Genomic DNA, 13950 nt, shown 5'->3' with positions numbered 1-13950 from the left:
CATAAAGTTAAAAAACTATTCCCTATGCAGAAACAGCGATATTCAATTTTTGTATCGCTCCATAGCGAAATGGTAAATGAGCTGGAACAGTTGGAGAAAGAAGGACTCAGCCCCATTGAATACGCACGCCGTGGAATTGATACAGCAAAAGCAGCTTTGGAGCGTTTAAGGCAACACGTTATTGACAACGGATTTACCGATGAAGAACACGAAATAGTTTTTTTCAAAGAGGTGAAGCCGCAGTTTATGAGTAAACTCATTTTCTTTCAGAAATTGTATGATCTGGAAGTAAACAGGCCATTGAAAATAGACAGGATAAATGCGGGTAAGTACTTCAGGCGTGAGATCCGCAAGGTGAAAAAGCACTATAAAAAATTCGGTGATCTGTATTCCTATTATAAGTCGGGCGAGACAATGTTGGACAAAGTGTATTTTACCAGAAAGCCAGGTGGCCTGTTGTACTCCGGCGATTCTTACTTGATAGTCGATAGTTCTTTTCAAACCTTATATGATAGTACTATAGCTGAATTTATTGCTGACGAATCATACTGTGAATACCTGTACAGACAGTTGGCTTTGGTTGATACCATCAAGCAAACAATTGGATTCATGGAAAAGCAGCCAAGTAAAGGGCTGCGCTGGACGGGTTCAAAAACGGCTCTTACGGAATTGATATACGCCCTGTATAGTGCGGGTGTTTTGAATGATGGGAACGCCGATGTGAAGGATATAGTGGCTGACCTGTCGCAAACCTTTAATATCGATTTAGGCAACTTCTACCGAACATTTCAAGAAATCCGCTTGCGCAAGAAGGATCGGGTGTCTTTTTTAAATCAGTTGATTGACCGACTGGAGGATCGGATGAACTATTGGGATGAAAATCCAAAACAATAATTGACCAGGTGTAGCCATTTCTACCTAACCCTACTAAAAACGAGTGCCGTATATAGTACGGCATTTTTTGTGTCACAAGCTCAAAATCCCACTTCGGCCCGAAGTGGGATTTATGTTTCCACCTTACCTGTGGATGTATGCGTGTACCATATGTATATATAAGAGGATGGATGCACGCATTCTTTAGTTTCCTAATTTCCGAATGATGGTGCACCACTTCAGTTAATAATGTATGTATGCGTGCATGTGGGCATATATATAAATATACGTATGCGCGCATCAATCGCCTTTTATACGTTGATTCGGCCGATGAACTTTCCTTTCCGAAAAATTATTTCAACCACTTCGGTGCATAGTGTGAAAAGCAGGATTTGAAGTGTGCCATTTTTGTACTGCAATAAAACGATGCACTATGATTACATGGACTACTTACCTGTTGTGGCTTGGCTTGCTGCTGGTAATCTACTATGGCGTTGTACATCTTTTCTTTCGCGTAAAAGGTGGTTCTATCCTGAAGAGGAAAAGAAGGGTTGAAGAAAAGAAGGCAGCAGATAGCGTTCTTTTCAAAGAGCCGGACGGAGATGGAGGGGATCAGAATGCCGCGACGATGGCACCAGTTCACTCCCTTGTTGATGAGCTACAAGCCTTCGTCGCTCAGGCGGGAAAAGAGGGTATGGAGAAAGCGGAGCTGCTTACGGGTATCAAGATGCTCCTAAAGAAGTACCCCCGAACAAAAGGGAGTATTTACCAAAACGGTATCACCAATCTGGTCGAAGTTATTGCAGAAAGTCAGTGTGGCATTCATTTGAGTGCGGGTGAATTGAGTGCTTTATGGGATGAATGAACGCCACATTAGAAACACTCGTCAGTACCGTGATGCAGGAAAACCAAGTGCGAGGGGTTGGTACGGAGTGTTTCTTTAAAAATGCGCAGTGAGTGGTCTGCGTTTCGGCCCTGCCGTTACCTGATAGTGTTGAATGGTTCTGTGAAATCGGGTCAGGTAGTGCGCAGGGCCTTTTTATGTCCTTACTTTTTTGATAACAATAAAAGCGAAGTGTGTATGGAAATGAAGTTGATTGATCGCTTTGGAAAGCGGCTGCTGGTTTGTACGGCGCTGACAGCAGTGTCATTAATGATGGCGGTTTGTGTGTATGCACAAGACGGTAAAGCTGGTATTCAGGAGGCTAACACAAAAGTGCGCGGGTATTTTGATGTTGGTTGTGATTTGATGTACGCGGTGGGGGCCATTCTTGGCTTGATCGGAGCTATTCGGGTATATCAAAAGTGGAGCAACGGGCATCCCGATACCGGGAGTACTGCTGCCGCCTGGTTCGGGAGCTGTGTATTTCTGGTTATCGTTGCGACCGTCTTGCGTTCGTTTTTCGGCATATAAACAATTACAGGTATGGCAAACAGTGTGTACAAAATCAACAAAGGCGTAAACAAGGCCATAGAGTTCAAAGGCTTGAAGGCTCAGTATATATGGTATCTCGGTGGTGGATTGGTTTTGGCCTTACTCCTGTTTGCCATACTGTATTTAGCCGGTGTTAATTCCTATATCTGCATTGTGTTGGTGGCAGGGCTTACGATTTTTCTGTTCATGCACGTCTATAAGCTCAGTAACAAATATGGTGAGCATGGCATGATGAAGAAGATCGCCAGCAGAGGAATCCCGAAGGTGGTGAAGAGCAGTGGCCGGAGTGTATTTAAGGGCCGACGAAGTTCCGGCAGGAATTAGTCGCGTTATTTCTGTTGTGGTGGTTAAAATTAATTGTGAAGATGGAAAAGAGGCTGAATGAAATTTTCCCCATAGCTGACATTGAGCATAATTGCATACTCAGCAAACAGGGTGATATAACAATCGCGTTTAGCGTTGACCTGCCGGAAATTTTTACCGGGCATTCGGAAGACTTTGAAACGTGGCATCAGGGCTTGATTAAAGCTATTAAGTTACTTCCGAAGAATACCGTATTTCACAAACAGGATTGGTTTGTAAAGAACCGGTACAAAGGTGAGGTTTCGGAGTCTGACAGTTTTCTAAAAAAACGTAGTCAGGAATACTTCAACAATCGTCCGTTTCTCGATCACCGGTGCTACATTATGATTACGAAACGCTCACCCGCTCGGAAGGGATCTACTTCTTTAATGTCGAACCTCATCAGGCCGAATATCGTCCCGCCTCAAACGCTCAGTGAGGTGGCTTTGCAGGAGTTTGAAGATGTGGCAGGCCAGTTCCAGAAGGTGTTGAGTGATGTAGGAATTGTTCTCAGTAGGTTGAAGGACGATGATTTAAAGAGCCATGACCGGCGCGCCGGACTTGCGGAAAAATACCTTTTTCTCCTGGACAAAGAGGATGAGTTGATGGTGCAGGATATTGAGCTACGGGATCATGTGAAGGTTGGCAATAAACGATGTCAGTTGTTCACTATATCCGGCACCGATAGCCTGCCTTCGTTCTGTGGCTCGCGGATTAACTATGATAAGTATAGCACCGACCGCACGAAGTTCTCTATTGGGTTCGCTTCACACCTCGGTTTGTTGTTACCCTGTAATCACATCTACAATCAGTACATCATCATTGATGATGCGCAGCAGACGTTGAAAAAATTTGAGGGTAAGCGATTGCGCCTGCAATCACTGGCCGCATACAGCCGGGAGAATGCCATCAGTCGCGATGCTGTTAATGACTTCCTGAACGAAGCAATCAGCCAGCAGCGGTTACCTGTAAAGGCGCATTTCAATGTGTTGGCGTGGTCTGAGAGTGCAGACGAGGAAAAGGATATTCGGAACCTTATCACATCCGCGTTAGCGCAAATGGATGCCATAGCGAAGCAGGAGACGATCGGTGCGCCACAGATTTTTTGGAGTGGTATTCCGGGGAACGCAGCCGACTTTCCCGCGAATGATACGTTCGATACGTTCGCCGAACAAGCGTGTTGTTTTTTGAATCTCGAAAGCAACTACCGGTCTGATGATCCAAGAGAGAGCATTCGTTTCTGTGATCGGTTGACTGGTAAGCCGGTGTTTGTCGATCCATACACAGCGCCGCGTATGAAGGGCATCAGCTCAAATATGGGTACGCTTGTGTGTGGTACATCTGGTGGCGGTAAGAGCATGACTGTAAACCACATGCTTAATTCGATGTATGAGCAAGGCGCGCACTGTGTAATTCTCGACATTGGAGGCAGTTACCGGGGGCTGTGCGATCTTGTTGGTGGCTACTATTTCACATATACTGAAACGAACCCCATTCGGTTCAATCCATTTTATATTCCAGATGGGCAGACACTCGATACAGAAAAGAAAGAGAGCTTGAAATCTCTACTGGTCGCCCTTTGGAAGCAAGAAAGTGAATCCTTTAATCGGTCGGAATACGTCGCCCTATCTAACGCACTCACTGGTTACTATAAACATCTAGCCGATGACAGTAACATATTCCCCTGCTTCAATACCTTCTATGAGTATCTGCAAAATTACTTCATCGATGAACTGAAAGTCCATCGCCTGAAGGATCGCGACTTTGATATTGACAACTTTTTGTATGTGTTGCGTCCCTTTTATAAGTCGGGCGAGTTTGACTATTTGCTGAATGCTGAAGGCAAACAAGACCTGCTGAATCAGCGGTTCACAGTTATAGAGATGGACAATATCAAGGAGCATCCCGTCCTCTTCAGTGTCGTGACCCTGATCTGTATGGAGCTGTTCATTTCCAAGGTTCGCAAGCTCGCAGGTATCCGGAAGGTCTTTGTCATCGATGAAGCATGGAAGGCCATCGCGAAGCCATCTATGGCTGAGTTTACGAAGTACGGATTCAAAACATTCAGAAAGTTTAACGGGGTTCCTATTGTGATTACGCAGGAATTGGATGACCTGATTTCCTCGCCGATCATTAAAGATGCCATTATCGCCAATGCGGACGTGAAGATTCTGATGGACATGCGAAAGTTCATGAACAAGTTCGATCAGTTGCAGGCTGCGCTAGGCCTGTCTGAGAAAGCAAAGTCGATTCTGCTGAGTGTCAATAAGGACAACCGCGAGATATTTATGGAGATCGGCGGCCAGGTTGCGAAGGTGTATAAAAATGATCTGTGCCCGCATGAGTATTTCGCATTTACAACGGAAGGAAAGGAACGGGTGAAAGTGTTGGAGTATGCTGAAAGGCTCGGAAGTATGGAGAAAGCAATTGAGCAGATGGTACTGGAGAGAAAATAAATTGTGTAACAGAAAATACCAGTGTGTATGAACAAGTTTTTTGTGGGGTTGGGTCTTTGTATTTGTCTGGTGCTTGCGCCAACGAAAAAGAGCCACGCGATAATATGGGAAGTTGCGCGGCAGGCTTTAATTGCCGCCATAAAGGCGGCTGACCTGGCTGTTCAACGGTTACAGAATAAAACCATTTGGCTACAAAATGCTCAAAAGGAGGTTGAGAACATTCTAACTAAGCTAAAGCTGGATGAAATATCCGACTGGACGAAGAAGCATAAGGAGCAGTACCAGCAATATTTCGATGAGCTGAACAAGGTGAAGCAGGCGATCAGTGGCTATAAGCGTGTGAAGGAGATTATTAATAAGCAGATAGCAATCGTTGATGAGTACAACAAAGCGTTTCAACTGTTCCGGCGAGATAAACACTTCACGCCGCAGGAGATCGATTACATGACGAAAGTGTATACCGGAATTATTGACGAAAGCGTGAAAAACATCGATAATCTATTTCTAGTCATTAACTCGTTCACAACGAAAATGACAGACGGGAAACGGATTGAAATCCTTAACAGTGTTGCTGAAAGTATTGATGTGAACCTGAACGACCTGCGGTCATTCAATAATGAGAATAAAAAACTGGTGTTGCAGCGGGCAAGAGATCAGAAAGATGTGGAGCAAATAAAGTTGATGTACGGAATAAAATAGTTGGTTATGAAAAAAATGCTGTTGTTGTGTTTCGCAATTGTTTCATTCTGTCTTCCGGCTCTTTCACAGAACAATCAGATAAAGCTGTACATACAGCAGATCGCAGCGAATAAGGTTTATTTAGAATACCTGCAAAAAGGCTATAAGATAGCGCGGAAGGGGCTAACGTTCATAGGTAACGTAAAGGATGGGCACTTCAAAATTGATAAGGATTTTTTTCTTTCGCTGGAATCTATCAACCCAAGAATCCGCAACTATTCAAGGATATCTGAGATTGTTAATTATGGGTTGGCGATTTCATCTGATTTCAAGAGTGTATTGAGGGCGATGCGGGAAAGTCAGGTGTTCGCTGGTTCAGAATTGGATTATGTAGGAGGAGTTCGGACAACTCTTCTGACAGGCTGCGAAAATATACTGATGGATCTTGTGCCGTTGATAACGCCAGGACAAATGGAGCTAAGCGACGATGAGAGAATTAAGCGGATTGATGCGTTACATGCTGACATGGAGGACTGTTATCTTTTTACAAAGAATTTCTGTACGTCCACCAAAGTACAGGTATTACAACGGCAGCGTGAGTTGAGAGATGTACAAGTCATGAAAAAGGTAACTGATAAAAAGTGATGTTATGAAAAGAGGTGTGTTGCGTTTTGTTGTTATGTGCTGCGTTATGTGCGTTGCGATTTCAATGTCCCCCATTAGAAGCAATGCTCAGGCTAAGGAGCTTGCTCAATTGGCACTGAATATCGAAAAGTTGGCTCAGTTCCGTCAAATATTGTCTGATTTGAAAAAGGGATATGAAATTCTATCTGGGGGGTATAACACAATCAAGAATATCAGTCAGGGAAACTTTCAGCTTCACAAGGTCTTTCTGGATGGGCTGATGGAGGTGAACCCGGCGATAAAGAAGTACAGTCGCGTCGCGGATATTGTAGAGTATCAGATTGCGCTGGTGAAGGAATACAAGAAAGCCTTTCAGTATGCAAAATCCTCGGGCAGCTTTACGATTGCGGAGATTGAATACATGGGCAGGGTTTACGGTCGCTTGTTTGATGCTTCGTTGCAAAATCTGGATGATCTGTTCACGGTGATTACGGCAAGTAATCTGCGCATGTCGGATGAAGAACGGTTGGATGCGATTGATAAAATCCATTCAGAGATGCTGGATAAATTAACCTTCTTGCGACATTTCAATAGCTCGAATACCGTCATGGCTGTGCAACGGATGAAAGAGCTGAAGGAGGTAGAACGGATGAAGGCTATGGAGGGAATGAAATAATATTTGAGGATTTCAGAAAACGTGGTGTATGAAAGTGTGGTTAAAATCCTTGTTGGTGGCCTTGGTGCTATTAGGAGTGCCATGTCTATTGCAGGCGGGATCAGGAGGTGTTGCAGATGATATTAAAAGCCTGCATTCTGTTCTTGATGAGTTATATAGTAAGTTAATGCCTCTGTGTAAGGAGTTAGTGAGTGTAGGCAGGGCTATTGCTGGATTTGCTGCATTATGGTATATAGCAGCGAGAGTGTGGGGGCATTTGTCCAGGGCAGAGCCAATTGATTTTTATCCTTTGTTTAGGCCGTTTATTCTCGGTTTTGCGATCCTCATTTTCCCGTCAGTTATTGCACTGATAAATGGGGTGATGCAGCCGACGGTGACTGGTACGGCGAGAATGGTGGATAAGGCGGACGAATCGGTGGCTGCACTGTTAAAGCAGAAGGAAGAGGCAATCAAGAAAACGGACGTTTGGCAAATGTATGTTGGGCCGACCGGTGAGGGAGATAGAGAACGATGGTATAAGTATACCCATGATGGTCAATCCAGCGACGACGAGGGGTTCTTTGCGAGTGTCGGTAATGATATTCGATTCGCGTTCGCGAAAGCATCCTACAATTTTAGAAATGCAATCAAGGAGGTGATCGCGGAAGTGTTACAATTATTGTTCGCAGCAGTGTCACTGTGTATCAATACCATGCGAACGTTTAACCTCATTATCCTTGCGATTTTAGGCCCACTTGTTTTCGGCCTCTCGGTGTTCGACGGATTTCAACATACTATAAAGCATTGGTTGGCCCGATATATAAATGTTTTCCTCTGGTTGCCAATAGCGCAGATTTTCGGTGCCGTGATTGCTACCATTCAGGCCGAAATGCTAAAAATTGATTTGACGCAAATTGGGCAGACTGGTGATACTTTTTTCAGCAGGACAGATTTGGGCTATATGGTATTTCTGATAATCGGCATATATGGTTATACGACTATTCCCAGTATTGCTAACCATATTATGTTCGTCGGCGGCGATGCACTTACCGGTAAGATGACTTCCGCAATGGGCGGGGTTGCAGGTGCTGCCGGCGGGGCTGCGATGGGTGTTGCTGGTATGGCCGGAAAAGCTGCTGGTGCTGCTGCGGATGGTTTCGGACACATGATGTTTGCCGATAATAATTCTGTGGAGGCGGGTTTGAAGAATTTATACAATGCCCCTGACAATATCAAAGAAGGCTACGATTCTGGTAGTACTGGAAAAGGTATTGCAGCCAGTGCGGGACGTGCATTTGGTCATATGGCGAATAAACTGAAAGGAGGCAACACTTCTTGATAGCGACGGTGGTTTGTTGAAGGTTTGAAACGATGTGTTGGACGAAAAAGTGAGTTTGTATGTTTCAAAAAATGAAGAGTATTCAAAGTGCGTTTGCGCATGTGCGGTTGTTCACGTTGGTTATTGTCGTATTAGCTTTTGGTTTGTGTGCATTTACCATTTATAAATCTATGTTACTTGCCTCAAAGACACAAGATAGGATTTACGTTCTTGCCAACGGAAAAGCCATTGAGGCATTTGCGAGCGAAAAGAAAGATAACGTCGCAGTGGAGATGCGGGATCATGTGAAGATGTTCCATTTCTATTTTTTTACGTTAGATCCGGACGAAACGGTGATAAAGAACAACATTGTGCGGGCCTTGTATTTGGCGGATATTTCCGCTAAAAGGCAGTACGAAAACCTAAAGGAAAGTGGATATTATAACAACGTTATTTCTGGCAATATTTCGCAGAAGATTGAAGTAGATAGTATTTCTGTAAATATCGACCAGTACCCATACTACTTCCGTTGTTACGCACGCCAAAGCATAATTCGAGCTACCAGCATTGTTACCCGTAGCCTTACAACGGAGGGGTATATCCGAAATGTGAGCAGGAGTGATAATAATTCACATGGCTTTTTGATTGAACGATGGGCTACGTTGGAGAATAGAGATTTGAATACAGTGATACGTTAAACTTTTTTTATGTGGAAATTTTTCAGACGTAAGGCAGGGCGCACATCATTGGTTCATGCTGTGTTTGATCGTTACTCAGGCAGAGTAGAAAGTATTCAGCGACGGATTGCGGATTCCTTGAATGCGAAGGTGTCGAGCTGGTCTGCTTTCAGAGTTAAGGTTGTGTTGATAGTATTTATTTTTTGCTACGTTATTGTAACAGCCTTCGTCCTACTATCTGCCGGGAGCAGTACTGACAGCCACTTACGGATTCAACCTATTTATCAGCCCCGAAACGTAATAATACCCGATCATAACGTAAGTAGTGAAAGCCCTGTTTATATGACAAATAGGCTCAGACAGTTCCGGTTATATCTCGACAGTTTAAAAAAGGATGAGGTGGGCCGACGGATTTATGATAGCATTTTGATGAAGAGGCCGGGGTTGATTGACAGTCTTACGCAATTAGAAACATTGGAAAACAGAAAATGATGTTGTATGAAAAATGAGGAAAGTGCAGTGAATGAAAAGCTGCGGAAACAGAAGCAGTTCCTGATGGTGGTTCCCGTTTTGGTGATTCCTTTTATTACTATCCTGCTGTCTTCGTTCGGTGTAGTTGGCGGAGACGGAACGAGGAAAATCGTAGAAATTAAGAAGCAGGGGATCAATACAGATTTACCAGGTGCTAAAGCCGCTGGTGATAGCAGTTGGAATAAGCTCATGTATTATGAAATGGCTGATAAGGATTCTGCTAAAATGCGCACGCTAAAGGAGAAAGACCCTTTTTATAGTTCTCCTGATATGTCCGCTCGCATTTTCAGTGTGGACACTTCTGGTTATACTGGCGATATGGGGATGAAGTACCGGGCGAATAGCTACGGTTACCCGTCCAGAGATGAGAACGAAGAAAAGGTATACCGTAAGATTGCAGCCATCAATGATGAACTAAATCGCAGCTCCGCTAAAGAGCAGCCAGTGCCATCCACTCTTGAAAGTGAGAAGGGCAAAGTGGATATGCAGGGTATAGATCGGTTGGAAGCGATGATGAAGGAAATGAGTGAGGACAAGCCAGATAAGCAGATGGAGCAAATTTCAGGAGTTTTAGAAAAGATACTCGATATACAGCATCCTGACAGGGTGAGGGATCGAGTGCAGGAAATGTCTGAGGCAAACAGGAATCAGGTATTTGCTGTGAAACCTTCGCGGGGTGATGATGTAGTTACCTTGATGGCAGCCGATACTGGAAGAAAGACTTCGTTCCTGGATTCATTGAGGACTGCGCGACAAGGTTTATCTAATCGGTTTTTCTCCCTCGAAGACGATCAGTCCGAGATGAAGCAGAACACTGTTCGGGCGGTGGTTGCAGAATCGAAGGAGGTAATGGATGGCTCTAAGGTTCAGATTCGCCTGTTGGAAGACATTTTTGTTGCAGGTGTTCGTGTACCTAAGAACGCATTTATCTGGGGAAAAGGGAAATTGGCCGATGGCCGGTTTATTATCAACGTTACCTCCATCCAGTATGGGAATAATATCTTGCCTGTGGATCTCAGTGTATACGATATGGATGGGATCATGGGCATAGATGTGAACGCAAACATGGCGACTGAAGTTACCAAGCATACCACCGATCAGGCAATCCAAAGTTTAAGTATAGCGAGCCTTGATCCGAGTATAGGGGCGCAAGCCGCAAGCGCAGGGATTCAGGCGGCGAAGTCTTTAGTAGGCCGCAAGCTGAAGGTGGTTAAGGTTAATATTCGTAGTGGTTACGATGTGTTGCTGGTAGATAACAATGTGAAGAATCGATAATTATAACATACTAAAATAAGAGAATATGAAAAGGTTATGTGTGACTTGGCTTGTGAGCTGTATTCTTTTTGTAACTGCCTTTGGACAAGGAGTTAGTGATCGTCCAGAAGTAAAGGCTGAGAATATTGAGCCATATTATTTAAAGGTGAGCCTCAACAAAACGAGCAACCTTGTATTTCCTTATGAAATAAAAAGTGTTGATCGTGGAAGCGGTGCTATACTCGCCCAAAAAGCGAAGGGAGCGGAAAATGTATTGCAAGTGAAGGCTGCCAGCGTTGATTTTCCAGAAACGAACCTTTCCGTAATTACGGCTGATGGTCGATTGTATTCTTTTCTGCTGAGGTATGCGGAAGAACCCAACATATTAAACCTCCGCTTTTACAGGATGGGTGATGAAGATAGGAATGTGCTGATAAAGGGGGCAGCACACGGTAAGGAGTTTTACGAGTTGTCGAGTTCGGAGGTTCGTGATAATCGTAGCTTTTTACGAAAGCGTGTAACTGAACAGATGATAACCTTATCGCTTGGAAGCATCTACATGCGCGAGAATACTATGTTCTTTAAACTTGCTGTCCGCAATAATTCCTCGATTAATTACACACCGGATTTTATAAAGTTTATCGTGAAAGATAGGAAAAAAGCAAAGAAGACAGCTATACAGGAGAAGGTGCTTACGCCTGTATACGTTACCGATCAAGAGAGTATTACTGGCGATAGTTCAGGTGTTATTGTGCTAGCCTTTCCTTCTTTTACCATTCCAAGAAATCAGGAGCTGCTTATTCAGATTGGTGAAATGAATGGAGGAAGAGAGCTGTTGCTAAAGATTAAGCACAAAGTTCTGCTGAAGGCTCGAAATCTGAATTTGTGAGAGTTGATTGAAGTAGCTTTTCTGATGGTTTAATTTGGTTTTATGGAAAAGAGAGATCTTGATTTAGAAAGACGGTTGGAATTTGTAAAGAATCAGCTAACCAATATTGGAGCAGAAGACGCACTCACAGATATTTTGGTAGATAAATTGAAAGCGCGGGAACCTTTAATCAAACATGAATACATTAAGGAGTATCCGGATGGTATAGCACATGCGATTTTTCATTTGAAGAAGTCTGCTTCTACGGATGACCACTTCGTGAGCAAAATGAAAATGTCCACGATAATGACGAACACAGATATTAAAAGGTCGGAGGTATTTTATTTTAATCATAGAAAGTATCCACCAAGTGAAAATGTCGGCCTTTGGAACTTTAAGGAGGCATATAACTTTCTTCAAGGTAGACCTATATACAAGCCAAATATTGAAACATGGTGGCGTTTAGTTCCCTATATGCGCGTTGAAGGTGTTTATGCCATGCAGAACATTCCCAAAGAATACGGATTCAATCTTGAAAGAGTCCTTGCCGAGTATGGCCTTGCTAATATTCACAATAAGCCATTTATAATGGATTCATTGCAAAAAGGAAATTTGGAAAAACAAACTTTCACAACTAAAGATGGTAGTCAGCGTGATTTCTATATTTCTCCTGCAATTACATCTCGTAGTCTTGATTTGTTTGATATGAACAGGAAACCAGTTCCAATAAAGGAGCAGGTTTACCTTGGGTTGATTAGCAAGAAGCAAGAAAAAAAAATTCAGAAGCAGGCAGCTCGATTTGAAGTTTATACGGAAAAAGTGAAGCAAAAAATGATACAAGATACGGTGCGAAATGAACTTTCTGAAAAACAGCAAATGCATGGAAAAGAAAGTGAACCGATCAAGCAAAAGATATTGGAAAAGATTAAACCGCTGAAAAAACTACTGGGAAAAAGATAATTAGTATAGGACGAATATGCGGTATGGAGGTTCCATCGGCAAAAAAATATTTTATGGAAGGAAATGATAACAATATAACGCAAAAGCATTTTATGCTGATAGGCATGAAGGAAGCCTACGATCCCAATCTCATCGCTAAGATGAAGGAAGGGCATTCGGTTATTGAACACCCCTTTAGGAAAGAGTATCCTGATGGGAAAAGTGATACTGTATTTCATTTGCGAAAATCAGCAACAACCGGTGATTATTTCCTTAATAAGTATACAATGTCAGCCCAGAGGGAAGGTAGTGGTGAAATTCGTACGCATACTTTTTATTTGGATCACAAAAAGAATGAAGATGATGGCCGGAAGATAAAAGACAATTTCACCTATAAGATGGCATATAATTTCTTGCAAGGGCGACCTGTTTATCATTCTAAAAGTGAATCCTGGGAGCGAATTAAACCGAAGGAGAAACTGGAAAATGGGAACTATGCGTCAGAACGCTTTGATAGAGCGTACGGCTACAATCTGAGTAAGGTTATTGATGAATATTCCGTGGTATATAAATCTTCGTTGAAAGAATCACTTGAACGTGGAAATCTGCAAAAAGAAAAGTTCCTTAATAAAGATGGGAAGCAGGATGAATTGTATGTTTCACCAGCGTTGAGATCAGGCAGCCTCATTCTTTATGATCTGGACAAGAAACCAATTCCACTTGAAAAACAGATACAGATGGGCTATATCAGTGAGGATTTGGGCGAAAAGCTGAAACAGAGGCAACAGGAGCAACAGCAAAAGACAAAAGTGGAAAATAAGGAAACACAGAACCAGTCCGAGAAGCAGGAGGTCGGAAAGAAACAATCTGCGAAGAAAAGCCAGCAGCAAGGCGATGGGGTAACAAAACCTAGAAGAAAAAGCCAAAAACAGGGAGCGGGATGATGGTCTTTGAGAATTATATCGCTGACTTTATGGATATGGTAGGGGAAGATCCGAAGATGGGGCCGACGCACGTTAGCCTAATGCTCGCTATCCTATATTTTTTCTACCGGCAAGGCTGTATTAATCCAGTAATGGTATTTTCCAGCCAACTGCGGGAGCAGGCAAAAATACGATCAGAGCGGGTTTACTACTATTGTATGAAGGATTTGAAAGAATGGGGCTATATAAAATTGAATCCGTCATATAAGCCAGGCGTTGGCAGTCTTGTTACTTTGAGGGAAATAGGCCGGAAGGGGTAGTGTGAAGGAGCAGGCACGTGCCTGCTCCTTTTGCAGTCGAACCACACATGAATAAAT

Annotated in this window: 14 protein-coding genes; all 14 read left to right on the top strand. The window is 43.3% G+C overall.

The genetic code is table 11. From position 1 onward, the window contains the following. Positions 1–24 precede the first annotated feature (24 nt). The 14 genes from ACTJJS_RS33180 (at position 25) to ACTJJS_RS33115 (ending at position 13594) form a co-directional block, all read left to right on the top strand. The gene (locus ACTJJS_RS33180; protein WP_440668306.1) at positions 25–894 is read left to right on the top strand and encodes an RteC domain-containing protein; all 870 of its coding nucleotides are present in this window, start codon (positions 25–27) and stop codon (positions 892–894) included. 412 nt (positions 895–1306) lie between these two features. Further along, the gene (locus ACTJJS_RS33175) at positions 1307–1738 is read left to right on the top strand and encodes a hypothetical protein (protein ID WP_168873192.1); all 432 of its coding nucleotides are present in this window, start codon (positions 1307–1309) and stop codon (positions 1736–1738) included. Positions 1739–1954: 216 nt separating this feature from the next. Continuing rightward, complete coding sequence (locus ACTJJS_RS33170) at positions 1955–2287, top strand: DUF4134 domain-containing protein (RefSeq protein WP_440668304.1); 333 nt, start codon at positions 1955–1957, stop codon at positions 2285–2287. Positions 2288–2299: 12 nt separating this feature from the next. Then, positions 2300–2632, top strand: a complete 333-nt coding sequence (locus ACTJJS_RS33165; protein WP_168873194.1) for a DUF4133 domain-containing protein — start codon at positions 2300–2302, stop codon at positions 2630–2632. Between the two features lie 41 nt (positions 2633–2673). After that, complete coding sequence (locus ACTJJS_RS33160; RefSeq protein ID WP_440668302.1) at positions 2674–5106, top strand: TraG family conjugative transposon ATPase; 2433 nt, start codon at positions 2674–2676, stop codon at positions 5104–5106. 27 nt (positions 5107–5133) lie between these two features. Continuing rightward, positions 5134–5805, top strand: a complete 672-nt coding sequence (locus ACTJJS_RS33155) for a conjugal transfer protein TraI (RefSeq protein WP_168873196.1) — start codon at positions 5134–5136, stop codon at positions 5803–5805. Between the two features lie 6 nt (positions 5806–5811). Then, positions 5812–6429 carry a hypothetical protein gene (locus ACTJJS_RS33150; RefSeq protein ID WP_440668300.1) on the top strand — a complete coding sequence of 206 codons (618 nt, stop codon included), beginning with the start codon at positions 5812–5814 and terminating at the stop codon, positions 6427–6429. A 4-nt stretch (positions 6430–6433) separates the two neighbouring features. Beyond that, on the top strand, positions 6434–7084 hold the full coding sequence (locus tag ACTJJS_RS33145; protein WP_247655003.1) for a TerB family tellurite resistance protein: 651 nt from the start codon (positions 6434–6436) through the stop codon (positions 7082–7084). A 28-nt stretch (positions 7085–7112) separates the two neighbouring features. Then, complete coding sequence (gene traJ / locus ACTJJS_RS33140) at positions 7113–8402, top strand: conjugative transposon protein TraJ (protein ID WP_440668299.1); 1290 nt, start codon at positions 7113–7115, stop codon at positions 8400–8402. 59 nt (positions 8403–8461) lie between these two features. After that, complete coding sequence (gene traK, locus ACTJJS_RS33135) at positions 8462–9079, top strand: conjugative transposon protein TraK (RefSeq protein ID WP_440668297.1); 618 nt, start codon at positions 8462–8464, stop codon at positions 9077–9079. 477 nt (positions 9080–9556) lie between these two features. Beyond that, on the top strand, positions 9557–10864 hold the full coding sequence (traM, locus tag ACTJJS_RS33130) for a conjugative transposon protein TraM (protein ID WP_440668295.1): 1308 nt from the start codon (positions 9557–9559) through the stop codon (positions 10862–10864). Positions 10865–10889: 25 nt separating this feature from the next. After that, positions 10890–11732, top strand: a complete 843-nt coding sequence (traN, locus tag ACTJJS_RS33125; protein ID WP_440668294.1) for a conjugative transposon protein TraN — start codon at positions 10890–10892, stop codon at positions 11730–11732. Positions 11733–11774: 42 nt separating this feature from the next. Beyond that, a complete protein-coding gene (locus tag ACTJJS_RS33120) occupies positions 11775–12671 on the top strand; it encodes a hypothetical protein (RefSeq protein ID WP_440668292.1) in 897 nt (298 codons plus the stop codon). A gap of 53 nt (positions 12672–12724) precedes the next feature. Further along, positions 12725–13594, top strand: coding sequence for a hypothetical protein (locus ACTJJS_RS33115; protein WP_168873203.1), 870 nt, complete (start codon positions 12725–12727; stop codon positions 13592–13594). Positions 13595–13950: the final 356 nt, after the last annotated feature.

Source organism: Chitinophaga sp. 22308, assembly GCF_052045305.1.
GTDB classification, from domain to species: domain Bacteria; phylum Bacteroidota; class Bacteroidia; order Chitinophagales; family Chitinophagaceae; genus Chitinophaga; species Chitinophaga varians_A.
The sequence above is the reverse complement of the archived record's forward strand: the minus strand, read 5'-3'. Positions and strand labels throughout refer to the sequence as shown.